22 protein-coding genes and 5 pseudogenes are annotated in these 25,068 nt (G+C 51.8%); 5 read left to right on the forward strand and 22 right to left on the reverse strand.

The genetic code is table 11. The annotated features are described in order from the left end of the window. Positions 1 to 196: 196 nt before the first annotated feature. Together FDY98_RS27100 and FDY98_RS05275 are read right to left on the reverse strand one after the other, a co-directional pair. Positions 197 to 361: a winged helix-turn-helix domain-containing protein gene (locus FDY98_RS27100; protein WP_340146854.1), complete on the reverse strand. Its 165-nt coding sequence runs from the start codon at positions 359 to 361 to the stop codon at positions 197 to 199. Beyond that, complete coding sequence (locus tag FDY98_RS05275) at positions 357 to 908, reverse strand: response regulator transcription factor (RefSeq protein ID WP_340146764.1); 552 nt, start codon at positions 906 to 908, stop codon at positions 357 to 359. Before FDY98_RS05275 ends, FDY98_RS27100 begins: the two co-directional genes overlap by 5 nt. Positions 909 to 1,074: 166 nt before the next feature. Between FDY98_RS05275 and FDY98_RS05280 the strand changes: the two genes are divergently transcribed. The 3 genes from FDY98_RS05280 to FDY98_RS27110 are packed head-to-tail and all read left to right on the forward strand — an operon-like array spanning position 1,075 to position 3,851. Next, positions 1,075 to 1,593, forward strand: coding sequence for a molybdopterin-dependent oxidoreductase (locus FDY98_RS05280; protein WP_223828005.1), 519 nt, complete (start codon positions 1,075 to 1,077; stop codon positions 1,591 to 1,593). A gap of 18 nt (positions 1,594 to 1,611) precedes the next feature. Continuing rightward, positions 1,612 to 2,685 (forward strand): histidine kinase dimerization/phospho-acceptor domain-containing protein, encoded by a 1,074-nt coding sequence (locus FDY98_RS27105; RefSeq protein ID WP_340146765.1) that lies wholly within the window; start codon positions 1,612 to 1,614, stop codon positions 2,683 to 2,685. After that, positions 2,685 to 3,851 carry a response regulator gene (locus FDY98_RS27110; RefSeq protein ID WP_340146855.1) on the forward strand — a complete coding sequence of 389 codons (1,167 nt, stop codon included), beginning with the start codon at positions 2,685 to 2,687 and terminating at the stop codon, positions 3,849 to 3,851. The genes FDY98_RS27105 and FDY98_RS27110 overlap by 1 nt, the downstream gene beginning before the upstream one ends. Positions 3,852 to 3,858: 7 nt before the next feature. Here FDY98_RS27110 and FDY98_RS27115 read toward each other — a convergent pair whose 3' ends face one another. From FDY98_RS27115 to FDY98_RS05330, 11 genes and pseudogenes are all read right to left on the reverse strand, one after another. Beyond that, entirely contained in the window at positions 3,859 to 4,200 is a 342-nt protein-coding gene (locus FDY98_RS27115; RefSeq protein ID WP_340146766.1) for an EAL domain-containing protein, read from the reverse strand. Then, positions 4,170 to 4,625 (reverse strand): EAL domain-containing protein, encoded by a 456-nt coding sequence (locus FDY98_RS27120; RefSeq protein ID WP_340146767.1) that lies wholly within the window; start codon positions 4,623 to 4,625, stop codon positions 4,170 to 4,172. Before FDY98_RS27120 ends, FDY98_RS27115 begins: the two co-directional genes overlap by 31 nt. Then, a complete protein-coding gene (locus FDY98_RS27125) occupies positions 4,589 to 5,023 on the reverse strand; it encodes a response regulator (protein WP_340146768.1) in 435 nt (144 codons plus the stop codon). Before FDY98_RS27125 ends, FDY98_RS27120 begins: the two co-directional genes overlap by 37 nt. 535 nt (positions 5,024 to 5,558) lie before the next feature. Beyond that, entirely contained in the window at positions 5,559 to 6,830 is a 1,272-nt protein-coding gene (locus FDY98_RS05295; RefSeq protein WP_340146769.1) for a methyl-accepting chemotaxis protein, read from the reverse strand. 165 nt (positions 6,831 to 6,995) lie between these two features. After that, on the reverse strand, positions 6,996 to 8,858 hold the full coding sequence (locus FDY98_RS05300; protein ID WP_027959917.1) for an ABC transporter ATP-binding protein: 1,863 nt from the start codon (positions 8,856 to 8,858) through the stop codon (positions 6,996 to 6,998). Between the two features lie 129 nt (positions 8,859 to 8,987). Next, positions 8,988 to 10,594: pseudogene (locus FDY98_RS05305) on the reverse strand (gamma-glutamyltransferase family protein). A gap of 8 nt (positions 10,595 to 10,602) precedes the next feature. Beyond that, the gene (locus FDY98_RS05310) at positions 10,603 to 12,129 is read right to left on the reverse strand and encodes a tripartite tricarboxylate transporter permease (RefSeq protein WP_027959915.1); all 1,527 of its coding nucleotides are present in this window, start codon (positions 12,127 to 12,129) and stop codon (positions 10,603 to 10,605) included. 8 nt (positions 12,130 to 12,137) lie between these two features. Then, positions 12,138 to 12,635, reverse strand: coding sequence for a tripartite tricarboxylate transporter TctB family protein (locus tag FDY98_RS05315; RefSeq protein ID WP_027959914.1), 498 nt, complete (start codon positions 12,633 to 12,635; stop codon positions 12,138 to 12,140). A gap of 27 nt (positions 12,636 to 12,662) precedes the next feature. Continuing rightward, the gene (locus tag FDY98_RS05320; protein ID WP_027959913.1) at positions 12,663 to 13,613 is read right to left on the reverse strand and encodes a Bug family tripartite tricarboxylate transporter substrate binding protein; all 951 of its coding nucleotides are present in this window, start codon (positions 13,611 to 13,613) and stop codon (positions 12,663 to 12,665) included. Positions 13,614 to 13,700: 87 nt separating this feature from the next. After that, positions 13,701 to 14,231 carry a chromate transporter gene (locus FDY98_RS05325; RefSeq protein ID WP_027959912.1) on the reverse strand — a complete coding sequence of 177 codons (531 nt, stop codon included), beginning with the start codon at positions 14,229 to 14,231 and terminating at the stop codon, positions 13,701 to 13,703. Next, positions 14,228 to 14,797, reverse strand: coding sequence for a chromate transporter (locus FDY98_RS05330; RefSeq protein WP_009287174.1), 570 nt, complete (start codon positions 14,795 to 14,797; stop codon positions 14,228 to 14,230). The genes FDY98_RS05325 and FDY98_RS05330 overlap by 4 nt, the downstream gene beginning before the upstream one ends. Before the next feature lie 178 nt (positions 14,798 to 14,975). Here FDY98_RS05330 and FDY98_RS05335 point away from each other — a divergent pair. Both FDY98_RS05335 and FDY98_RS05340 read left to right on the forward strand, forming a co-directional pair. Then, positions 14,976 to 15,669: pseudogene (locus FDY98_RS05335) on the forward strand (GntR family transcriptional regulator). A 77-nt stretch (positions 15,670 to 15,746) separates the two neighbouring features. Beyond that, a pseudogene (locus FDY98_RS05340) lies at positions 15,747 to 16,313 on the forward strand (DUF1415 domain-containing protein). 144 nt (positions 16,314 to 16,457) lie between these two features. On the opposite strand, the gene FDY98_RS05345 reads toward FDY98_RS05340, so the two are convergent. From FDY98_RS05345 to FDY98_RS05375, 9 genes and pseudogenes are all read right to left on the reverse strand, one after another. After that, positions 16,458 to 18,140, reverse strand: coding sequence for a methyl-accepting chemotaxis protein (locus FDY98_RS05345; protein ID WP_155705708.1), 1,683 nt, complete (start codon positions 18,138 to 18,140; stop codon positions 16,458 to 16,460). 256 nt (positions 18,141 to 18,396) lie between these two features. Next, positions 18,397 to 18,891: a GNAT family N-acetyltransferase gene (locus FDY98_RS05350; RefSeq protein ID WP_027959908.1), complete on the reverse strand. Its 495-nt coding sequence runs from the start codon at positions 18,889 to 18,891 to the stop codon at positions 18,397 to 18,399. Between the two features lie 23 nt (positions 18,892 to 18,914). Then, positions 18,915 to 19,906: pseudogene (locus tag FDY98_RS05355) on the reverse strand (LLM class flavin-dependent oxidoreductase). 141 nt (positions 19,907 to 20,047) lie between these two features. Further along, positions 20,048 to 20,740, reverse strand: a complete 693-nt coding sequence (locus tag FDY98_RS05360; protein ID WP_027959906.1) for an SDR family oxidoreductase — start codon at positions 20,738 to 20,740, stop codon at positions 20,048 to 20,050. A gap of 130 nt (positions 20,741 to 20,870) precedes the next feature. Beyond that, positions 20,871 to 21,338, reverse strand: a complete 468-nt coding sequence (locus FDY98_RS27130) for an ANTAR domain-containing response regulator (protein WP_340146770.1) — start codon at positions 21,336 to 21,338, stop codon at positions 20,871 to 20,873. Between the two features lie 25 nt (positions 21,339 to 21,363). Further along, positions 21,364 to 21,864: a nitrate- and nitrite sensing domain-containing protein gene (locus tag FDY98_RS27135; RefSeq protein ID WP_340146856.1), complete on the reverse strand. Its 501-nt coding sequence runs from the start codon at positions 21,862 to 21,864 to the stop codon at positions 21,364 to 21,366. Further along, positions 21,750 to 22,145 (reverse strand): nitrate- and nitrite sensing domain-containing protein, encoded by a 396-nt coding sequence (locus FDY98_RS27140; RefSeq protein ID WP_340146771.1) that lies wholly within the window; start codon positions 22,143 to 22,145, stop codon positions 21,750 to 21,752. Before FDY98_RS27140 ends, FDY98_RS27135 begins: the two co-directional genes overlap by 115 nt. Before the next feature lie 125 nt (positions 22,146 to 22,270). After that, positions 22,271 to 23,623 (reverse strand): annotated as a pseudogene (locus FDY98_RS05370) (NarK family nitrate/nitrite MFS transporter). A gap of 343 nt (positions 23,624 to 23,966) precedes the next feature. Beyond that, positions 23,967 to 24,986, reverse strand: coding sequence for a patatin-like phospholipase family protein (locus tag FDY98_RS05375; protein WP_009287178.1), 1,020 nt, complete (start codon positions 24,984 to 24,986; stop codon positions 23,967 to 23,969). Positions 24,987 to 25,068: the final 82 nt, after the last annotated feature.

Raw genomic sequence — 25,068 nt, forward strand, 5'->3', positions numbered from 1 at the left:
TTTCCTCTTTACATCTCTGGCGCGCGACAATAATAAGCTGATACCGCATTATTAATAATGCGATGCAGCTTATTCATTCGTGTCGCGGGGATTTGCCAGCGCATGAGAAGGTCTCTGAAAAAGTTTCGTTAATAAAAAAGACTGCCCCTTAAAGGGGAGCTCTTATGTTTTAACCGATGCTTATATGAGCGTCAATCTATTTAGCGACTTGTTCAAGGTGGGGGGGCTGGCAAGTTTCCATGCGATACCCCGATTGGTAAACGCTACGTAGACGCAGGCCATGCCGACCATCCAGTTCCAGCTTGCGGCGTAGGCGGCTTACGTGGGTGTCAACGGTACGCGTCGAAATATCTCCTTTAATGCCCCACCAGCTCTAGTAAGTGCGCACGGGTAATTAGCTCACCCATTTTAGAGAAAAACAGCGTGGCTAACCGGTATTCACGTTCGGTTAAATCAATGGCGTCGCCCGCCACGCTGATGTAGTGCTCATCGGTATGCAGGGTAAATATCTCGGGACAGGCCGGTGCAGGGCGCGATGTGGCATAGCCAGAGCGTCTACCTAACGCACTCACTCTGGCAATCAGCTCACTGGGGCGAAGGGGCTTGGCGAGAAAATCATCGGCGCCTCGCTCCAGGGCTTTAACAACATCGTCTTCGCCCTGGCTGGCGGTAATAAACAGGATTGGCCCATGCCAGCTGTCGTGCTGGCGAAGATGAGCAACCACATCCATGCCGTCGCTGTCGGGCAGGCGCCAATCGATAATGAGCAGGTCAAAGGTGTGCTGCTGCGTCGCCCGGCGAAGCTCGCTAGAGCGACTAAACAGCGAGACTTGGTGTTCTGCCGTTAGTAGGCACTGCTCAATAAAGGCCTGTTGGTCGAGGTCATCTTCAAGTACGCCAATATGCATGCTAATTTCCCTTATTGTCGTCTTATAAATGTCACCCGTGTAGAGGCGGCAAGCTCACGCGTTAAGTTTAGTGGATGATGATGCGTTGACACAAAGGTTCACAGTTAGCCCGCCAACGGCCGATATACAATTTCTGCACTTTCAACGGTCAGCACCGAGGTGCAGCATGATACGTCGCCCTATGGTTGTTAAATTCGTGGTTTTCATCGTCGCGGTAGGACTTGCCTTGCTGTCGACCCACACTATCGCCCTGGAAGTACCTGAAGGCCCGGTGATATTGGTGGTGAGTGGAAAGGTGGGGCAGACGAATGTGGGTGACGAAGCCCATTTTGATAAAGCGATGCTAGAAGGCTTGGCGCAGCACGAAACGATTACCCGCACGCCCTGGCACGACGGCGTGATGCGCTTCTCTGGCCCATTGGGGCGAGCTATCCTGGAAGCCGTCGGTGCCGAGGGGGAGAATATTCGTGTGGTAGCGTTGAATGAGTACGCCGCGACGGTGCCTATCAGCGATTTTGAGAATTACGATGTCATTCTGGCTATGCAGGCAAACGGCAAAGCGCTGCGAATTCGTGATCAGGGGCCGCTATTTGTCATTTACCCCTTTGACCAGCACCCCGAACTGCTAGATGAAGAGATATTTTCGCGCTCTGTGTGGCAGGTGACACGAATCGACGTTGAGTAATATAACCGAGTAGCAATCATGCTGGCTTTTTTTAAGTTCTATTTTTCCCGCCGTACCAGGGTCGCTACATTCTCGGCGATCCTTTTTTTTCTTTCAGCGCTAACCACCGGTGGGGTTATTTATAACCGTCAGCATGCGCAGGAGGAGCGGTTGCTCGAAAATGTGTTATGGGCCGGGTATCAGTTTGATCGAGAGGTGCGCGAATTGCGCTTGTCGCTATTCGAAACGAGTGCTGGGAAGGCTACGGTTGATGATGTGTTGCTGCGTTTTGAGATTCTCTTCAGCCGACAATCACTTTTTTTTCAAGGTGAAATAGGAAAAGTCGTGGCGAAACTCGAGGATATTGAGGCGGTCATTCAACAAGCTCACATCCGCATTCTAGAGATGGAAACCCTACTCGAAACGGTATGGGACAACCCTACCCAGTTAAATAGCGAGTTAACGGCTATCCTCCTGCAGCAAACGGCTGAGCTACAGCAACTCAGCGGTAACATTTTGATCGAAACCAACGCCCATGTTTCCCATATGCATAGTGAGGAACACCGCGCATTGACAAGTCTCAACGGATTGGTGCTGTTGCTTATTGTCCTGTTAATGCTTTCAGGTGGCATGTTGGTTCGCGCGCTGATTCTAGAAGGGCGCTCCAGTCATCGTAAGGCTCAGGCGTTAGAAACCAAGAGCCAAGAGCTAAATGAGGCAGCTAGGCAAGCAGAGAAAGCGAGTCTGGCAAAATCTGAGTTTATGGCGGTGATGAGTCATGAAATTCGAACCCCGTTAAATGGTGTCGTGGGTATGGCGGATTTGTTAAGCGAGGAGGTTAAAACAACAAGTGCAGAGACTTATTTAGCCGCTCTTAAGCGCAGTGCGGAGAGCCTACGCGCGGTGATCAACGATATTCTCGACTACACCAAATTGAGTCGGGGCGCCTCGATCTGGATATCCAGCCGTTTGATCTTCACCAATGCATCGACCAGCTTTGTGAAAGCTATACCCTCCGCGAACCAAAGGCGAAGGTCTCCTTTAGTTACGCTATCGACCCGGCGCTGCCCCGTTATGTGCTGGGAGACATCGCGCGGCTGCGCCAAGTCATGATGAACTTAATCAATAATGCCTTGAAGTTCACGGAAGAGGGGTTCGTCAAATGCCAGATAAAACCTCTTGGAGACGATAATATTCTTATGGAGGTACACGATACTGGCTGTGGTATCGCGGAAGCGGATCAAGCACAGCTGTTCTCGGCGTTCTCGCAAGTGGATACCTCAATGGCGCGTCGTCACGAAGGCACGGGGCTTGGGCTCGCAATCTGTAAGCGGTTGGTCGATGCCATGCAGGGCGAGATAGGTGTTAACAGCCAGCAGGGGCTCGGCAGTCGATTCTGGTTCACCGTCAGCCTGCCGGAAACCGAACCTTTGGCCATTTACCAAAGCGGTGAACACCTGCCAGCAATGCCCTCCCATCACCATATCTTGGTGGTAGAGGATAACCCGCTAAATCAAACGGTGGCACGCGTCATGCTTGAGCGCCTTGGCCAGCAGGTATCGGTTGCAGAGAACGGCCAGGAAGCGCTCGATCAGTTGAAAGCAGACCATGGTCGATTTGATTTGGTGTTAATGGATATGCAGATGCCTAAGCTGGATGGCACGGAAACCACCCAACGCTGGCGCGATTATGAAGCTGTGCATCAACTGCCTAAGTTGCCCATAGTGGCGATGACCGCCAATGTGATGCCTGAGCACCGAGAGCGCTGCATTCAAAGCGGCATGGACGATATGATTCACAAGCCTTTTACGCGCGATGAGTTGCATCAGGTGATTGGCCGCTATCTGTTAAATGATGAAAGCGTTGAATCTGTCAGTATTCACGCTACCGTTCCTATTAAAAGCCCCGAATCGCTGGGTGATAGCGCTGGGGCAGTTCAAGTACTCGATAAGCGTCTTTGCGAAGAGCTGCAAAGTACCTTTGAACCCAAGGCACTGGATGCGCTGCTGACCACGTTTTTAACACGGCTTGGTGAACGTATCGCTCGCTTGAATGCCTACTGGCAGTCAGAGGATCGACAAGCCTTGTGCCTAGAAGCCCATTCACTAAAGGGTGCCGCTTCCTCTCTAGGCTGTGCTGCGATTGCTGAGCAAGCAAGCCAATTGGAGCAAGCAGCGCTAGAAGCCCCATTAAGCGAATTGATGATCTATCTGGAGCGTTTAGTTGCTCTTGAGGCCACTACTAAGCTGGCTTTGGAGCAAGAAAGCATGTTCGTTTGATGCGTTATTAGGGGGCGGACGGTGAGTACTCGCGTAACCAGGTGTTGAAAGCGTCGGCGGTTAACGGGTGTGCAATACCGTAGCCTTGTCCAACAGTGCACCCGGCTTCAACAAGCCGAGTGAACTGTGCCGACGTTTCGATACCTTCGGCGACAACAGTCAGTCCCAGGCGTTTGCCTAAGTCGACAATCGACTCTGTTATCACCAGTGCTTCTTTGTCCTGATCGATCAGTGAGACAAAGCTACGGTCAATTTTGAGCTCGCTGAAAGGCAACCGATAGAGCTGTGTCAGCGAAGAGTGGCCGGTACCAAAGTCATCTAACGCCAGTTTGCAGCCCCGTTGTCGCAACGCTTTGAGCACGTAGCTAGCGTAGCCCAAGCACTCAACCCCGCTGTTTCGGTGAGTTCCAGGGTGATCTTGCTAAGCACAGCATGATGCGCTTGGGTGAGTTGATCAAACGCGTCTAGTACGCCTTCTGCTTGAATAAAGGCCGCCGGTATATTTATCGAGACGTCTAAGTCCCACCCTTGTGACAACCATTGGGCTTGCTGCTTCATGGCAAGCTCAATAACGTACCAAGTGAGTGGAAGCATCAGGTCGTTTTGCTCTGCTAGAGGTATAAAACTGTCGGGGTATAGCACGCCGCGTTGAGGGTCTTGCCAGCGTACCAGCGCTTCAACGCCAATAACCTGCCCTTGTTGAGTGCCTTGTTGCAGGCTTATTTGGGGTTGAAAAGCTAGAAAAAGCTGTTGTTCACGAATGGCCTTCGCCAATTCAACGCTTGTAGGCGCTTTGGGCGCTTTTTTAATGGCCCCAGAAATGTCGTTAGACCGGTGAGTAGCTTGGATTTAGATAGGAAACCTAACATTTTCAAGCCTTTTGCTTCACCTGCTGCAAGCGCATGCGCGGCAGTTTCTTCCGTATAATTGCTAATTAATAAAATTGAAGCGTTTAAGCGTAAATCATAAAGATATTCCAGAATATCAAGGCTCGTAAATTCACCTAGCCCGAGATCAAGCAAGATCAGCTCGACATTGAGTAGGTCGGGTTGGCGCACCAGCTCGCCAAAACTGCTTGCCGTCACCACCTGATAACCGTGCTGGCGTAGTAGCATTCTGCCCAATAGTTGGACACTACAATCATCATCAATAATTAAAGCACCAGACAGCATACATATACCTTTGATGACTACGATGAGCGGCTGCGGCTAGACGAAGAGCTTGCTGAAATGGATGAGCATATAAGCCGGTAACGAAACTTCCTTGGACTCAGTATGAGTCCAAGGATACTTAGAAAACTAAGGGAGATTGCTTAAAACGACTCCCATTCAGGCTGCTGTGAGCTCGCTAAACGACGCGGGACATTAGGCGTAGGTGAGGGCTTATTAGCTGTAGGGGCAAGCGCTGCTTTGCCAAGAGCTGGTTGCGCGTTAGCATTGCTGAGCTTGAAGCCTCCCACTAGCACGCCCAGTCGGTCGGCTTGTTCTCTTAGTTCCGCCGCCGCAGCGCTGGACTTCTACCATGGAGGCATTGGCTGGGTCATGCTATCCAGCTCGTTGACTGCGTCATTTACTTGACCGATACCTACACTCTGTTCTTTAGCACAGCACTGATCTCAGCAACACGTCCGCACACGCTCTCGATTTTACCATCTCCTGCATGTGACCGGGTTTGTTTCACTTGGTCAACGCCCACCTTTGTGCGGTTTTAACGACGTATGATCAGAGTGGCAATGTTTTTGGATGCATCACTTGAGCGGCTGGCCAATATACGTACCTCTTGGGCAACTACCGCAAAGCCTCGGCCATGCTCGCCTGCGCGGGCGGCCTCTACAGACGCATTCAGCGCCAGGATATTGGTTTGAAAAGCGATGCTATCAATAAGGTTGACGATGCTGCTGATTTCAGAGGAAGAGTCGTTAATCGTATCCATTGTCTGCTCAACACTGTGCATGGAGTGCAAACCCTGTTGAGCGAGATCCCGGGTTGAAAGCGCCAACTGGTCAGCCTGCTGGGCAGAATCAGAGGCGTTGTTGACCACTGCTGCGATTTGCTCCATCGAAGCAGAGGTTTGCTGTAAATTCGCAGCAGCTTGCTCAGTACGTGCCGCAAGCTCCTGACTGCCTTTGGCAATTTCAGTAGATGCATGCTGCAGGCTAACGGTACTGCTGCTAACTGACTGAAGCGTATCGTCAATGCGTTTAATAAAGGCATTGAACTGTTGTGCCAATTCACCAATTTCATCACGGCGTTGACTCTCAATCCGCGCGGTTAAATCGCCATCGCCTTCGGTAATCTCTTTAATACGTCCACTAATTTGACGGATAGCCCGAGACATCATTAGCGGCCCCAGTAGCGCAATAAGCGTTGCAGCAATAAAGATGATTAAAGCAACAATAATAGTGGATGTTTGCTGCACTTGGATTCTATCAACCACCGCTGCTTCTGCTTGATAAGTGGCTGTCTCAATATTTATTCCCGATACATCATATATATCACGCAGTGCATTAAAGTCGTCTAATGATGAACCGGATAGCATCGTTAATGCTGCTGCGGTATTACCGCTTTGGTGCAGCTCAAAAACACGTGTTGCCTCTTGTTTCCAATCGCTATACAGCGTTTCAAAGTTAGCTAGTTGCTTGGTTAGCTCTGGGTAGTTCTGCATTAGTTCGGCGTAGAGCCCCATGCGGTCATAAGCCTGCTGAGCATTCTCTTCAAACTCGGCGATTAACGCTGTTGCTCGCTCGGAGCTGGGGTCAGATAACAGATACTCAATCTCAGCAACGCGTGCTTGATAAAGGTCTCGGTCGCCGTTGAGTGTGGCTGAAGTCGCCGGAATATAGTTGGTGATAAACGTATCTAAACGGCTTTTTACCATATTAACCAGCAGTGCATCGGCTACCACAATAACCAGTAGTGCTAACGCAACGCTGATAAAGGCAAGAGCATACTTAACTCTTATCTGATGAAGACGGTTCATATGTGCCACTCCTGTAGTGTCAAACCATGAGAGCACATTACCTTTAAAGCGTTAGAACGGTCGACAGATTTGTAACGCTTGTGACGTTTGTTCACGTTCGAGATTTTAATTAGCGTGGTAAGAGTTTAAACATAATTATAATAAGAATTATTAATATTTTAGTGGCTATTTATAACCCGCTGCCTGGAGTTGAAATAGTTTCGCATAGCGGCCTGCAGTGGCCAGGAGTTCTTCATGGGTGCCGCGTTCAACGATATGCCCTTGATCAATAACCAGAATGAGATCAGCGCTGCGTACTGTGGAAAAACGGTGAGAGATCAATATCGCCATTTTATTGCGGCTGTGCTCGCGAAAGCGGGCAAATATTTCGGCTTCTGCGGCAGCATCCATGGCAGCGGTAGGTTCATCCAGTACCAAAATGTCCGCGTTTTCGCGCATATACGCTCGGGAGAGGGCAATTTTCTGCCACTGGCCACCAGAGAGCTCTTGGCCATTTTTAAACCAGCGGCCAAGCTGGGTTTTGTAGCCGTTGGCCATGCGAGTAATAAACTCATCCGCCATACCGTGACGAGCGGCGTTCTGCCACCTTTCTTGGTCGTTAAAGGCATGAGTATCGCCGACACCAAGGTTTTCGCCCACCTGCAACTGATAGCGCACGAAGTCCTGAAAAATCACCCCGGTGCGTTCACGTAGTGCTTGGGTACTCCAATCCCGCAGGTCGCTACCATCTAACAGAATTCGGCCTTGGGTTGGGTGGTAGAGCCGCGTGAGCAGCTTGATAAGGGTCGTCTTACCCGAGCCGTTTTCGCCTACCAAAGCCAGGCTCTGCCCAGGGCAGAGGTGCAGTGAGATATCGTGAAGAACCGGATCTTGGAGAACAGAGTCGCCGCCAGGGTAGGAGAAGCTAACGTGCTCAAAGCGCAGCCCGTCACCGGGCAGTGCCCCCTGAGTGAGTGTACCGCTCTCTCCCTCCACTGGCTGCTCAAGATACTCATAAAGATTGGAGAGGTAGAGGTTATCCTCGTACATGCCGCTGATCGCGGTGAGGCTTGCGGAGAGCGCGGCCTGACCCTGCTTGAAGACCATCAGGTACATGGTCATCTGGCCCAGGGTAAGCGCCCCGGCAATCGTTTCAATCACCACCCAGGCGTAGGCGGCGTAAAAGGTTAAGGTGCCAAGCAGGCCGAGCAGAAACCCCCAGCTTTCACGACGCAAAGTTAGGCGGCGATCCTCAGCAAACAATTTGGTAAAAATGTCGCGATAGCGCTTGAGAAACAGCCCTTCAAGGCCAAACAGTTTGACCTCTTTAATGCTGTCTTCCCTTGCAAGCACCGTCTCTAAATAGATCTGCATACGGGTTTGCGGCGAGCGCCAGCGAAACAGCCTGAAAGCATCGCCCGAGAATTTGGCCTCTGAGATAAATACCGGTAGGGCGCCTGCCACCAAAATCAGCAGCGCCCAAGGGGAGAACTGCACCAGTAGCACGCCGAAGCTACCCAGCGAGATAGCGTTTTGCAGCAGCCCAAAGGTTTTATTCACCAGTGCAAGCGGGCGCGTAGATGCTTCACGGCGCGCTCGCGTGAGCTGGTCGTAAAGCTCTGAATCTTCAAACTGGCTAAGTGACAGTTGTCCCGCTTTCTCCAGAATCATCACATTGACCTTCTGCCCCAGCAGCGCACGCAGCAGTGACTGTTGGGCTGAGAGGCCGCGCTGGGCCAGGGCAATGAGCGCAATAATCACGGCTTCGATCCCCACCAGCGTTAGCACCGGTGTGATGGACGCTAGCAGATTGGGATCAGTGGCTGCTTGATGGGCTTCCATGGCACTCACCACCCCATCCACAATCAACTGACCCACCCAGGCCGCCACGGCAGGCAGAACCCCTGCGACCAGCGTGCACAGCGCCAGCCCAAGCATCATCCAGCGAGAGGTTTCCCAGACTAAGCCAAGTGCACGTCGGCTATAGCGAAATACGCCAAAAAAGCCGCTTAGTGGTGAGGAAGTCGATTCAGAAGGTGGTGGAGACATAGTTAGGCTGGCAAAAAGTACCGACGAAAAAAAGAGTGCCATGATGCGGTGGTTGAGCGTGGATAGCCAGCTCAGCCGCCGGTTGCCTTCAACGGCAACACGGCGGAGACCCAGTTTAGTGGTGAGATATTACCAGGGGAGCACAGCCCCATCGGTGCGTGGCTCGGTGCCACCTTGGAGTACGCCGGTGTCAGGATCGCGCAGAATGATTTGGCCACGGCCAAAGCTGATTGAATCGGCGACTTTAACGATGTCGTGGCCGCGGCGTGCCAGGGCAAGCGCTAAGTGATTGGGGAAGTCGGCTTCAACTTCGATGGTTTTGCCTTTGGTCCATTTCCAACGCGGCATATCGAGCGCCGCCTGAGGATTCAGTTGATCCTCAAGCATCGCCGTTACCACCTGCACATGGCCCTGGGGCTGCATATAGCCACCCATCACACCGAACGGCCCAACGGCTTGGTTATCTTTGGTGATAAAGCCTGGGATGATGGTGTGGTAGGTGCGCTTGCCGGGGGCTAGTGCATTAGGGTGCTGCGGGTCGAGGGAGAACGACCAGCCACGGTTTTGCAGGCTAATGCCGGTGCCCGGTACTACGATGCCAGAGCCAAAGCCTTCAAAGTTGCTTTGAATGAATGACACCATATTACCTTCATCATCAGCGGTTGCCAGGTAAACGGTGCCCCCCTTAATGGATTGCCATGAATGGGGTCAATGGCGTCTTGGCCAATAAGCTCTGCGCGTTGCGAAAGGTACTCATTCGATAGCATCTGCTCAACGCTCGGCTGCATAGATGAGCGTTCAGTAATGTAGTTTAAGCCGTCTACGTAACCAAGTTTTGTAGCCTCTATCCGGCGGTGGATAGTGTCTATCTGATCATTTGACTGTTCGCCTAAAGATTCAAGAATACCCAAGGCTTGAAGCACAATTAATCCGCTGCCGTTGGGAGGAATTTCCCAAATATCATGGCCGCGATATCGGACACTTATGGGTTTGACCCATTCTGGTTTGAAAGCTTGTAAATCTTCTTTGCGTAAGAAGCCGCCATGCTGACGTGAAAAGGCATCCATCGCATCCGCTAGGCTGCCTTGATAAAACGCATCCGCATGGCTATTGGCAATTTCACGCAGCGTTTTTGCCATATCAGGAGAGCGCCAAATGTCACCTGCTTTGGGAGCCTGCCCATTGGGAGTGAAGTGCGTAAACCAGGAGGCAAATTCATCTGTCCCGTATTTTCCATAACGCTCTTCTGCACTTTTCCAGAGTTGGCTGGCTACTGCTGATACAGCAAAACCTTCGTCAGCTAATTCTATTGCTGGCGCTAACAGCTGCTCAAAAGGCAGTTTACCAAAACGCTCTGAAAGCGCAGCCCAGGCGCCTGGCGCACCGGGTACTGTGATTGGCACTAATCCATGGGCGGGCATTTCCTCATGACCCAGGGCCTTGACGGCATCACATGAAATACTCTTTGGCGCAGGGCCGCTAGCATTGAGGCCATGTAGCTCACCTTTTACCCACACAAGAGCAAAAGCATCGCTACCAATACCATTAGAGGTTGGCTCAACGACGGTTAAAGCAGCAGCTGTAGCAATGGCAGCATCAATGGCATTGCCACCTTTTCGTAACATATCTATGCCGACTTGTGCAGCAAGCGACTGAGACGTAGCGACCATTCCACGTTTTCCAAACGTGACCATACGACGTGAGGCGGAAGGGTAATAGTGTGGGTCAGTATGCATTGTGATTCCTATTTAGATGTGGCATCTAGACGGCGAGCCATTAGGCGGCGCTGTTTCATATAGCTATAAATACTGTAAATCACAGAAACAACCGCCAGTGTAAGCAGCAGCGCTGATATTGGCCGAGTGAAGAAGAGCGTCCAGTCAGTGCTTGTCTGGAAGGCCCGTCTTAAGTTGGTTTCTGCTATAGGGCCCAATACAACGCCAAGTACAAGAGGTGCTAGCGGATAATCCAGTTTTTTAAGCAGATATCCCACTGCACCAATGCAGGCAAGTAGATAAAGGTCGGATAAGCGGTTGTTCAGGGTGTAAGTACCAATTGCACAGCAAGCTAATACAACGGGAACAACAATATACTTAGGTACATTTAGTAGGCGTAAAAAAGCCCTCATTAAAATAACGCCTATTAACAGCATGAAGACAGAAGCTATCGCCATGGCAATAAACATGCTGTAAACCAAGTCGGGATGATCAAGTATTAAGCGCGGGCCAATGCTGATGCCGTGTACCATGATGGCTGCCATGAGAACTGCATCGGCGGGAGACCCTGGTATGCCTAACGCTATCAATGGTATTAAGCTGCCGCCTACCGTTGATGAGTTGCCTGACTCAGAAGCAACAACGCCCTGTGGTTCACCCTTACCAAAAGTTTCTGGGTGCTTAGACGCTCGTTTAGCTTGGTCGTAAGCTAATAGATTAGAAATTGAGCTACCTGCACCGGGTACTGCACCAATAAACACACCGAGCAATGATGAGCGTATAACATTGGCGGGCTTCAATAAGATGTCTTTTATGGTTTGCCAAAGGTGAGGGCGCATGTCTCCACTGATTAATGCGCCAGAAGAGGGCTGTTTGTCTCCGGCGGCAGGCTCTAATTCGGAGAGTAGCTGGCTCATGGCGTACATGCCTATTAATACAACCAGGAACGGTATGCCCGCGGTCAGGATTTCATAGCCAAAGGTAAAACGCTCGCGCCCCATGAGTGGGTCAGGCCCAATAGTGGCGATGCCGATCCCGATTAGACCCGCGATTAGCCCCCTGATAAGAGAGTCACCCACTAGGCTTGCTATGACAGTCAAAGCAAAAATAATAAGCGCAAAATATTCCCAGGGTCCTAACTTAACCGCTAGAAGTGCGAGTGGAGGCGCGGCCACGATCAGCACAGCAATAGAAATAATAGAGCCCACGAATGAAGCAAATAATCCCAAGGATAGTGCTTTCCCAGGATGACCTTGTCGAGCCATAGGGAAGGCATCAAAGGTGGTTGCAACTGATGAGGGCGTGCCTGGGATGCCCAGCAGAGCGGCACTAAATAAGCCACCGCTTAGTCCACCTACGTAGACAGATAGCATGACCGCAATGCCCTGCATGGGGGGCATGGCAAATGTAAGAGGCAACGTAAGGACTATGGCCATGGTAATCGTAAAGCCGGGTATTGCGGCGGCAACAATACCTGCAAAAGTCGCTACTGCCATGAGTAATAGCGTATAGGGCTCGGTCACGCCCCCTAGCGCTACGAGGAAAGCATCAGTCATAGGTTACGTTACCATTGAGCACGAGGAAGATAGATGTTGAAGGCCTCAGAAAATAAATAGTAAGGCCCAGCAGAAAAGAGAATGGCGACGAAGATGGCAATCGCTACGGTAGTAGCCTTCCTGGGGGCTAGGTAAAGCTGTGTAGTAAGCAGATATACAAAAGTGCTGATAATAAATCCCGCAATAGGCATTGCTATCATATACACAGTAAATAGCACCAGGTTGATGATGACGGCTTTAAGTGCGGTTAGTCTTCTCCAGGCAATGCAAAAGGTTGTACGCGGTAAGCCGTGTTTGGAGAGTTCAAAGATAACTGCCATGCCGCATAAAATTGCAATACTGAAAAAGATAATTTGTGGGAAAGTACCTGCACTCATGGGTTCCCAACGAGAGGCCGGCAATGAGCCGGCCTTGAAGGCCATGAATAAAGCACCGAGGGCGATGATAAGGTAAGACAGCACTTGTAACGCCGGGATTAGAGCTGTCTCTGCGCTTCTGCGCTCCATAAAAACCTCCTAAAGCACAACGTTACCTTAATTAAGGAGGTGGGCGTTGTTTTCAATGAACTCGTTATTACGCTCTAAATAAGCGGTATAGTCTTCTCTGTTAAGGTAACGCACTGTGCCGCCTACATTCTCAATGTCGGTTTTAAACCCTTCACTATTAGCGACATTTTTAAGCGCACTTTCCAGTGTTGAAACGACCGACTCGGGTGTTCCTTTGGGCACAACAACCCCACGAGTAACTAAAAACTCAAGATCATGCCCCAGTTCTTTAAGTGTGGGTGTATCAGGTAGTTCTTCAATGCGTTCAGAAGTAGCCGCTGCTAACACGTTCAAATCGCCATTTTCTACGAAGGCGCGTGCTGAGTAATAGTCCTCTATAGCCACTGTGATATGCCCACCCGCGAGCGCACGTAACCTTTCTCCAGTCCCTTCATACCCCACATAGCCAAACTGAGTGCCTGTGGATTCTTCAAATTGCACTGCCCATAAGTGTGGAATACCACCTAATGTAACGCCCATCCGATACTCACCTGGGTTTGAGGTGACATCTTCGAGCATGTCTTCGAGTGTTTCCCAACCAGTATCGGCATTTACTACGATGACCGAGTTATCGCTGGTCATCATGGAAACGACATCAAAATCGTCCCAGTTGAGGTCTGTCACCCCCGAATGGTGCGCGATCAGCAAACCTTCATGTATTTGCGAAATAGTGTATCCATCGCTATCTCGGCGTGAGGCTTCACGCAGTCCTACCGTTCCACTTGCTCCAGGCATATTAATCACAGGCACCGCTTGGCCTAACTCTGTTTCAAGATGTTTGCTTACCAAACGCATTAGCAAGTCGCTGCCGCCACCTGGCCCCCAGGGCACAATAAATTCGATTGGCTTTTCAGGATAATTATCAGCAGCTGTTGCAAAGGCGGGTATAGAAAGTGCTGCTGCTAAGGCGGTGGTAGTGAATAGCGATTTAAGTGTCATTGTTTACCCCATTGATCCATGAATTGTTGTGAGTTTTGGCGTGTTGAGTGGTGTTACTTATAAGTTTTTGTAAAGTTTGAGTTATCTTTACGGAATAATAAGCCCTCCATAAACCAGGGCGCCCATAACCACAAAGGCGGGGTGCGTGTTAAAACGAATCAGTGCTATAGCGGCGACTATGCCAATGATCAGGGTATGAATCGCCCCGCTGGTATTAAGGCTTTCGAGCAGAAACCCCAAGGTCAGCCAGGCCATCATCATGGCGATGACTGGGCGCACCCATTGGCTCATGCGCTTAACCCGGGGGGAATCACGATGACGGTAGAGCAACCCTAACGCGCCTAACATGAGTAGCAGCGTAGGGATCACTGTGGCAGCTACGGCAATGAAGGCACCGCCAATACCCGCTACTTCATAGCCCACATAGCCGGCCATTTTGGTCGCGATAGGGCTAGGTAATGCGTTGCCGAGGGCTAATGTTTCCGCGAAGGTTTGTGCGGTCATCCAGCCATAACGGCCAACCACTTCGGCTTCGATCAGTGGAATAATGGCCGGGCCGCCGCCATAGCCGATAATGTTTGGGATAAAAAAGGCTAGGAAGAGATCCCAATAAATCATGCCGCTCCCTCCGCTTTTTTCTTACCGGCAGGGCGCAGGAGGGCGGCAAGTAGAATGGCGCCAATCACCCAGCCTGGGTGAATGCCAAGCCAGTAGATCAGCCCGGCGGCAATGATGGCCATGGCAATGCTGACCAGCCAGCCAAGAGCGGCCTGGGATTTATCAAAAAAGTCCCATGTGAGCTGCGCCATCATCACCATGACCACCGGCACCACGGCTTGGCCCATGCCGCGAATCCAAGCCACATCACGGTAACGGCTGAAAATGCCTAACATGACAATCATCGCCACAATCATCGGGACGATAATAGCAATGACGGCCGCAATACAGCCGACGACTCCACCTACACGATAGCCAATATAGCCGGGCATCTTGGTGGCAATGGGGCCGGGTAAGGTATTACCAATCGCCAGTACATCGGCAAACTCTTCATCGGTTAACCAATGGTGACGGGTGACGACCTCGGCGCGCACTAATGGGATCATGGCGGGGCCGCCACCGAAACCAAAGATGCCGATGCGGAAAAAGGCCCAGAAAAGTTGCCAGGAGGTGGCGGGTGGTGTCATTGATGCATATCCCGCGAAGCCAAAGAGGAGATCAGAAGCATACCTAGACCTTATTTATCGTTTGTAGGTTAAAAAATCGATTATCTTGTCTAAAATAGAATATAGGTAGTGCCCGACCCAACGTCAACAGTCAAAACAGAATGGACAGCGGGAACTGAGATAAACAAAGGACATCGTGATGAATAATTCTCTACCTACGTCAGCCAAGTCAGTAGGGCCAGTGGGGCCAGCGGGTACCGCATCAAGTCGCGTGTTTGATCATTTACGCAAGGATTTGGTGGGTGGGCGTTTTGTGGCCGGTGAAAAGCTCGCTATCAATGCGCTCAAAGAGCGCTATCAAGTCGGTTTGAGCCCTGCGAGAAGCGCTCAATAGATTGGCGGCTTATGGGTTGCTGGTGCAGGAGAATCAGCGCGGCTTTCGGGTGCCGAAGCTATCGCGGGATGAACTGGACGATATTGCCCAAATGCGCCTGGAAATGGAGGGGATGGCGCTAGAGCGAGCTATTGCTAACGGTGACTCGCTTTGGGAGGCCGATTTGCTTGCCGCCGCACATCGCCTGAAACGGGCCGATATAACCCTGGATAAAGGCGAAGAGTGGGAGCATCTGCATACACAGTTTCACCGCACCCTGGTGGCGCCGTGTGGGTCAGTCTGGTTATTGCGTTTTATTGAGCAGTTACACGACCAGTTCGATCGCTACCGACGTTTGGGGCCAAAAATGCCGACGATACGTCAAGAGCTGGACGAGCAGCATCATCAGCTGGTGGAGCTGGCGCTACAGCGGGATGCTAAAGCAGCGCGTGAATTAATGGACGACCATATCCATAAATCCTATGAAGTCGCCCTGAAGCGCTACCAAGAGCACGTGTAGTTGGTCATGAACAGTTGGTAAACTGCTGCGCATAAAGCGTCGGCCATCGCCGACCTAACCATGATCATGAGGGTGCTATGCACACAGATAACCAACACGCAGATGACCAAGTAGCCGCGCAAACGCTGAACTGGGTGCGCACCTTCATTGTCGCCCACGATATTTGCCCGTTCGCTCAGCGGGAGCTAGCGCGTGAAGCCATCCGCGTTGAGGTTGTGCGCTCTAAAAAAATTGAAGTGGCGCTTGAAGAGCTGATGGTCGAGGTAGCGTGGCTGGACGAACACCCTGAAACTGAAACGACGTTGCTGGTATTTCCTACGCTTTTTAAAAGCTTTGATCACTACCTGGATTTTGTTGAGCTGGCCGAAAGTATCTTGGTCGATCAGGGATATGAAGGGGTCTATCAGCTCGCTACTTTTCATCCCGATTACTGCTTCGACGGGGCTGAGCCCGATGACGCTGCCCTATACCAATCGCTCTCCCTATGCCATGGTGCATCTGCTACGTGAAGAGAGTGTTGAAAAGGCGATCGAGTTTTACGCGATACCGACGCGATTCCTGAGCGCAATATCGCTAAGTTAACGGCGATGGGCAGCGACGTCGCTGAGCAGCAGTTGCAGCACTGTTTTGACGTGAGCGACTAAGGTTTGTGAATCGCTTGCTGATGCTTGCCTTTGCTTTTAGCGGCATACAGGGCGCCATCCGCAAATGTATTATGTCGATATTCGCATTTAACGAGCCGCTAATTTTTATGACCTGAAGCGGAAGACCAATGGAAAAAGGGCCAGTCAAGCTGGCCAAAACGAATTAAAAACTTCCCAATCAGGTGTGGCATTGGGCAGTTTTCTAGTTGAGTAAGCGTTAGACGCTGCAAGTGCCTGCGGTGATGAAGAGGCGGTGGGGGATTCCGAGCCACCGTGCGTTACGCGCTTAAGTTTGAAGGTCGTGACTAACTCGGCCAAACGAGTAGCTTCATCCTGGAGTGAGGCTGACGCGGTGCTGGTCTCTTCAACCAGCGATACATTTTCCTGGGTCGCCGAGTCCATCTGGGATACCGCTGTGCTGACTTGGCTAATGCCCGACTCCTGCTCCTTTGCGGCGAGAGCAAGCTCTTGCATCATTTCCGTCACTTTACGAATAGCTTCGTTGATCTCCGCCATATCATGGCCATTTTTCGCTGCTTGTTCCGCACCGACAACAATACGCTGTGAGATATCTTCAATCATGGTGCGTATTTCTTTCGATGAGGTGGAGGTCTTGGTGGCTAAGGAGCGAACTTCGCTGGCCACCACCGCAAAGCCTCTACCGTGCTCGCCAGCCCGGGCAGCTTCTACCGATGCATTCAACGCCAGGATATTGGTTTGAAAGGCGATTGAGTCAATCACCTGAATAATGTCATGGACTTTGTGCGAGGTCTCTTCTAATTCCCGCATCAGTAGGCTGGTGCGTTCAGATGCCTGCTTACCACTATTCGCCTGTTGCGCGGCGTCCTGGGTCAATTGCTGTGCTTGACCGGCAGTATCTGCGTTTTGCTGCACAATCGATGAAATTTCATCCATACTCGCGGCGGTTTGCTGCAAAGCTGCGGCTTGTTGCTCTGTACGCGAAGCGAGATCCTGGCTGCCGCTGGCAATTTGCGTAGAGCTGGAGGCGACGGCTTCGCTACTTTGATTGAGCGTACCGATTATCTCTTCCAGGCGCTCCTGCATATCCTCCATGGCACTATAAAGGCGGCCAATCTCGTTACGCCCTAGGGCATCGATATGGCTGGTCAAATCCCCCTTTGCAATGTTTTCGCAAATGCTGACTGCCCGCTGTAGGGGACTGATGACGAGCCGATTAATCATTATTTGTACCACAATATAGAGTACAATCGCGGTTAAAATGAGAACGCCTACGGTGATACCAAAAATGACGCTGTCGCGCTGCGCTTCCGAGTGAACTTGGTTGCCTCTGCTCAATGCATAATCATTGAAATTACTGATCGCAGTGCTAAAGCCAGAGAACTTCTGATTAATGGGATCACGGTATTCGTCCAGTGTCTCATAGCGCTCGTTGGCTAAATCACTTCTTAAGGTGTCAGTGACAATAAGGTGGTAACTATCGACAATTGCATCGATTAGTGGGCGACGCTCGGAATCAATCGGGAGTTCAAGGCGAGTGAGTTCTGCAATACGCTGGTCAGATTTCTCCAGGCTCACCAGCGCTTCTCCCAGCGCCCGCTCAGCGTAACTTTCGTTGCCATTGCGGTAGTGCTGTGACATGCGCTCTAGCCTGACCCGCACTTCCATTAGATTGGTTTCTGCACGGTTAGCAGCACTCGCTTGTTGAGCACTGATTTCATTAATTTCTGCCAGCAGCTGTGCACCTTCGCGTTCTGCCATGACACCCATGCTACCCAAAATGATAAGCATGGCTAAAAGCACAATCAGTGCGCCAGCAATCACTCTCTTAACTGATATGTTTTGCATTGATACTTCTCCTAATACTCCCCGCACCTGAATTGGTGCATGAGGAGTTTTAAAAGGTATCAATTTTCCGTTAAAATAATAATTTGATTAAGTTGGTGTTAGTTTTCTATATTGTTAAATGCTAAATCATAATAAAGCCGTATAATTAAATGTTTTTTTAAACTTGTTTGAGAGTTGTTTGAAAAATAATTGTTTGATAAAGAGTTGCTTAGTAAATAGTCGTCTGGTAAAGAACCCTTTGGTAAATGGATGATTGTTAAAGCGTCTTATGCATCACATGCGTATCGACAAAACCGAAGCGCGCATGGCGGTAGGCGTTAGGAACGGTACCCACAATACTAAACCCAAGCTTCTGCCATAACGCGACAGCCACCTCATTGGTGGCCACCACGGCGTTGTACTGCATGGCCAGAAACCCTAGTTCCCGGGCCTGTTGCTGGGAGTGCTCACACATGGCTCGCGCTACGCCTTTGCCCCGTGCGGCGGGGGGCACCATATAACCACAGTTACATATATGATCGCCGGGGCCAGCCGCGTTGGTTTTTAAGTAGTAAGCGCCCAGCACTTGTCCGTTTTCATCTTTGGCAACCACACTGGCGTTAGGCGTTTTACACCATAACTGACGGGCAGCTTCAAAACTGATATCGGGATCAAACGCATAGGTCTCTTGCGCTGCAACAATGGCTTGGAAGGTGGGCCAGAAAGCAGCAAAATCGTCATCCGTTATTGGAGAGAAAGCGAGTGTGGTCATAACTATCCTGTGCAGCTAAGTGCTTATCGGGCGACCTCAGCCACAATTTCGTAGCTGCGTAGACGGTCGGCGTGGTTGTAAAAATCGCTATTAATCATTAGTTCATCGGCACCAGTGCGTGTTTGGAATTCCTCAAGCTCGGCTTTAACTGTCTCGGGCCCACCAATAATCGCCGCGCCTAAAAATTGGCTGACTTGGGCCTGTTCCATCGGCGACCAATCCAACTGCTCAACCGGCGGTTGTGACTGAGTCGGCTTGCCGCGAATAAGGTTTAAAAACTTCTGCTGCGCTGTCGTGGCCAGGTAGTGAGCCATCGCGTCACTCTCTGCGGCCATCACGGGAAGGCCGACCATCGCATGGGGCTTATCCAGGTGCTCCGAAGGGCGGAAGTTATCACGGTACAAACGCAGCGCTTCAAATAAATAGCCCGGCGCGAACTGAGCCGCAAACGCGAAGGTAAGCCCAGTTTGGCTGCCAGCTGCGCGCTGTAACCGCTGGAACCCAGCAACCAAATAGGCACATGGGTACCTTGGCCAGGCACCGCTTTCACTCGCTGCTGGGGCTCTGCATCGGCTAAGTAGCTGCGCAGCTCATTCAGCAGTTGTGGAAAATCATCGACCCCGGCGTGGGCGTTGCGGCGCATAGCCTGCATGGTGGCACCATCCGAGCCAGGCGCACGGCCTAATCCCAGATCAATACGGCCAGGGTAGAGCGTTTCCAGTGTGCCGAACTGCTCGGCAATCACCAGCGGTGGATGGTTAGGCAGCATAATGCCGCCGCTACCCACGCGGATGGTGGACGTTTGCCCGGCTATATGACCAATCAACACGGCGGTTGCGGCACTGGCGATACCGGCAATATTGTGGTGCTCGGCAAGCCAGTAACGGGTATAGCCTAGCCGCTCGGTTAATTGCGCCAGGGCAACACTATCGCGAAAGGTCTCTGCGGCACTGCCGCCCTGGCGAATAGGTGCCAGATCAAGAACGGAAAGTGCCGTGGAAGCGAGTTGGCTCATGGATCACCTGCAAATTAATTCGTGGGCGCGTCGGGTGAAAAATTACTTAGCGCGCTTGGTAATTACACGTTATGCGGCCATTGCAGATGAATTGCAAGGTGTCGACTATCCAGGTGGCGGATATACAGGTTCGTTGGCTCCTCACTCCTCACTTAAAGGTGGAGTGGGGCGAATAAGAATTTCATTCACATCTACATGGGCAGGTTGCGCTAGTGCGTAAATTACCGCATTGGCGATATCGCGATCTTCTAAGGCATGAGTTGGCGGCTCATCAAAAAAGGGGGTGTCGACCATTCCAGGTTCAATTAGCGTCACACGCATGCCGGTGCCACGTAACTCTTCACGTAAGTTGTAGCCAATTCCGGTGACCGCCCACTTGGTCGCGCTATACATCGAGCCTGGAATAGTCGTGCGGCCTGCCGCTGAGCCGGTGAGCAATACATGGCCTTTGCTGCGTTTAAGGGCGGGCAAACAGGCTTGAATAGTGAGGCCCACTCCATAGATATTGGTGAGAATCATCTCACGCCATGCGTCGTGGTCGGCTTCACTAAAGCCGCCGGGTGAACCGCCACGGCCAGCGTTGGCAAAGACGCCATCCAGGCGGCCAAAGGTTTCCAGCGCCTGCTCAACCATGGCCTGCTGCTGTTCCATGTTAGTCACGTCCAGCTCACAGGTCAGTACGTTTTCCGGCCCCAGCTCTTGCGCCAGTGCGGTGAGCTTGTCGCTAGAACGTGCAGCGAGTACTAACTTATAGCCTTCACGTGCAGCTGCGCGAGCGGTGGCCGCACCGATGCCGCTAGATGCGCCGGTAATTAATAGCACGCGGTGTTGCATGGGGTGCGCTCCTTGCTTGGTCAGTCAAGTGAGCTTTTAGCATGGCTAAGGTGACAGCATCCTGCAAATATAGGCTTAAGCAGCTTGGTATTGTGCTGCTAACTGACTGCTAACGAGGAGCCCATCTACTTTATGTTTTAGCATCGTTGCGTTTTAGCATCGCTGAGAGATCCAGTATCGCTTGAGCCATATCTGCCATGCTTTTGCTTTGATCCATTGAGGTTTTCCGCAGAAAGCGGTAGGCCTCCTCTTCGTTCATCTCCTGGTGGGCCATGATGAGACCTTTGGCGCGTTCAATCAGTTTGCGTTCTCGTAGCGCTTTGCGGGTATTTTCAAGCTCATCGCTGAGCCCTTGTAAGCGGCTGGCCTGGGCTTGGGTGAGCTCGATCAGCGAGCGGCCCAGGGGGGAGGTGAGAGCGTTGGCGGTCAGGTCACCTAATGGTTGCGCTCCATTCAGCGCCAGCAGCTGCTCGCAGGGGGCGGGTGTAGGGTGGCAGGGCTGTGCCTTGGCTTTTTCTAAAGCCTCCTCAGCCTGGCCGATTTTGCGGTGGCAGAGCATGCTCAGTTGTTCAATCAGCGCATCTTCAACCGTTTTCATTGAGTCGATGCGCAGCGTGGTGAGTTCATACCAGGTTTCCCAGCTTATCGGGTGTCTCTTTGGGTGGTGATTGTTTTGCCGACGAGCGCTGGCAGGCGATATCGCGCAGATGGCAAATACCCGACAGCGTGCGCGGTGAAAGCTCCTTCTGCCATGCCTGCTGCGCTTCGGGTGTCGCAAACTCTACAAAGGTGTCGAAGCAGCGCTGTTGATCTGCCATGAGTTGATTGAGCAGCGCGCGATGGGGCTCGTCGAAGTGGCCATGGGTAAAGCCAAAGGCGCCGCAGGCGCGCTCCTGGCCCGCCAGCTCTTTGCCTTGCATTAAGTGGAAAATCGCTACTAGCGTGCGGGTAATATCGGGATCGATAGAGGTATCTGCGGCCTCAAACACAATGGCTAGTAGGCCACTGGTCAACTGGTTAAACGCCTGGGTCGCTGCATCGGGGGTGATAGCAAAGGTATCAATGGCCTGACGAAGCGCGCCAAGTTCGTCAAGCGCGTACCAGACGGCGGCAATCCGGCGCAGTAAGCGCGCGGCGGCCTGGGGCGGGCCTCCTCACTGAGCGCTTCCAGCCGTTGGCGCATTAGTGTTTCGGCCTGCTGACTGTGTTGCCGGTAGGTGTCGCGGCGGGTTTTGAAGCGCTGCCCCTGGGAAACAAGGTAAATCGTCGATGCGCCCCGTTCACGCTGGAGCATATGAATAAAGCGGCTGATGTCGCCGACAATATCGGCGGTGGTGGCAAGGTGGGTAAGGTTGTCGATATCGCAACGGATGGCGGTTAAGAGCAGTTGCTGCGCTGAAGACATAGAAATTTCCTTGGTGACTCGCCGCCTAAATGTGAACACTCCCATACCGTTATTCTCCCATACCATGCCGAAGCGTATGGGAGTGAACAGGAACGTTATGGAAGTATGAGTGTACTGGAAAGCGCTTAGCGTAACGACAGAGCGCCCGCGCCTACATCATCACCTACTGCGTCGCTATACGCTTTGGCCTCTTCTGCTTCGGTAGCATCGCTAAAGCGTACCACCAACACACATGAAGCCAGGATCAGTACAGTGAGGCCTAAATAGAACAGACCTTGCTGATAGGTCAGGCTTTCGCTGCGGAACAGAAAGGCAGCGCCTACCGCGCCCACATTACCGCCAGCGCCGACTATGCCCGCCACGGCACCCAGCGCCTTTTTGTTGATAAACGGCACCACGCCAAAAGTAGCGCCTTCCGCCATCTGCACAAACAGGCTGAACACCAGCATGATACCTATCGCTAGGCTTAATACGTGCATCTGCGAAAACGCTACCAACGCAATACCTTCGCAAACCAAGGCAATAAACAGCCAGCGAACGCGTCCTTTCAAGCCCCCTTGCTTAGCGAAAAGATCCGAGAAGACGCCGCCTAAAGTACGCGCAAAAATATTCATTAAACCAAACAGACCGGCAATCAGACCCGCGGTGGCCAGGGTAAGATCAAACTTATCAAAGAAGTAGATGGCGGCAATATTGTTGATCGTCAGTTCCACGCCAAAGCAGAGGCCATAGACAACGAACAGCGCCCAAACACGAATATCCTTGGCGGCGGCTAGAAAGCTTTGCGCGGCACCATTTTCTCCTGAAGCTTCAGGCAATTCGCCGCGTGCGCGCAGGTCGCTGAAGTTGCCGTTGGGGGCATCCTGGGTAAAGAACCAGTAGCCAATGCCGGTAAAGAACATCACTACACCAGGCACCATCATCGCTAAACGCCAGCCAAAGGCTTCGTTAACGCCCAGCATCAGCATGCCCGAGAAGATTAGTGGCATCAGTATCTGCGTGGTGCCACCACCCAGGTTTCCCCAACCTGCGCTAGTAGCGTTGGCAGTGCCGACCACATTGGGGCGAACATCATCGAGGTGTGGTACTGGGTAATCACGAAGGAGGCACCAATGGCCCCAATGGCTAAGCGCGCCAATAGAAAGGTTTCAAAGCTATCGGCCAAGCCAATGCCCATCACCGGAATAGCGCCTAATATCAGTAGCCCGGTATAGGTTTTACGCGGGCCGATGCGGTCACACAGTACGCCAATTGCAAGGCGCACAATTACCGTAATCGCTACCGAAGCGATAATCGTATTGCCGATTTGTGTTTGAGTCAGTGAAAGGTCTTCTCGAACAATCGCCATAAGAGGGGCGATGCCGAACCAGCCGAAGAAAACAGATATGAAACGCGAACCATGAAAAGTGGAAAGCGCGCATCTGAGGAGTCGAGAAGTTAAGCAGCCGAATGCGGTTGGCTTTGTTGCGTATGTCCATGGGATGGCCTCACGGGGCATAAAACGAGTTAGTCGCTACGCAACGCAAACAAGTTAGCGCGTTACGCAAACAATTGACGAGAACATGCCTTCACCGTTGAAGGTCAGGTTCGACGCACTCGTACCCGACTGGGCCTGGTCCACGCCTACCACCACTGGTAGGAGTTATGCAGGTAGTTTGCCAGTTGAATATTTATTGCTAAAAATCAATATCTTAATTTATTTTTTGTTGTGCGTGTTAGAGATGAGTGATCAAGTCTATGCTGCATGATTGGGCATGCAACGCCGATTTTGCGGCATCTTGGTGCTAGAAGGGTGCAATGGGCGGACTGAACGTGCAGCCATTATTCATGTAAATAGACGGCATCAATATCCAGTGTGGAGTGGCTACCAATCGCTTCAAAGTGTTCGCTTAACCAACGTTCAGCGGCAGCTTGTCCCTGCTCGAAAAGATGGCATAGAAAAGGCCACTCAGAATTGGATTTGCTGGAGACAGAGAGGCCCTCAAGTGCCTGCTCGCCGCTAATGCGGTGGAACAACGCCTGCTGGTAGCAGTTTTCAATGCCTTGCTCATCGAGGGTATGCTTAAGCAGCGCAATCATACGGATCTCTTTAATCAGTGCTGAGTTAAAGGTGATCTCGTTGAGGCGATTCATAATGGCCGATGCCGAGGTGGGGACTTCGTTACGGCTGATTGGGTTGATTTGTATCAGCAGAATATCCCGTGCGCTGCACTCCTCCATGAGAGGAAACAGGGCGGGGTTACCCATGTAGCCACCATCCCAATACGCTTCGCCGTCGATCTCCACTGCTTGGAATATAAAGGGCAAGCAAGCGGAGGCCATCACCGCGTCAACGCTCATCTCTTCACGGCGGAACACCCGCTGTTTACCCGTGCGTACGTTAGTGGCCGCGACAAACAGCTTAAGCTGTTGGCATTGCCTAACCCGCTCGAAATCAATATGTTCGGCCACGATATCGCGCAGCGGATTTATATTGAGTGGGTTGAGTTGGTAGGGGGAGGCCACACGGCTTAATAGGTCCATCGCAATAAAACCGGGCGAGTGATCCAGGCTCCAGTTGCCGGTCAATATGTCCAAGGGAGAGCGGCGGATGGGGCTGGCCATACCCGCGCGACTCACCGCTTGCCAAAAGTCGTGCAGTGCTTGCCGAGCGGTCTCTTTATCGCCTCTTGTGAGCGCATCGGCCATTACCACGCCATTCATTGCCCCGGCGCTGGTGCCGCTGATGCCCTCAATCTCAATGCGGTCATCTGCCAGTAGGCGATCAATGACACCCCAGGTATAAGCCCCGTGGGCGCCACCGCCTTGTAACGCGAGATCTAGCTTTTTGACCTGTGCCATATGCTTTTTCCCATTGCTGCTGGTGAGGAAAGTGGTTTTATTGCAACCAGCATGGCATAGGCGGCTAGATAAGACGAAAGGC

The sequence above is a fragment of the Halomonas sp. PA16-9 genome (assembly GCF_009728585.1).
GTDB lineage: Bacteria > Pseudomonadota > Gammaproteobacteria > Pseudomonadales > Halomonadaceae > Vreelandella > Vreelandella titanicae.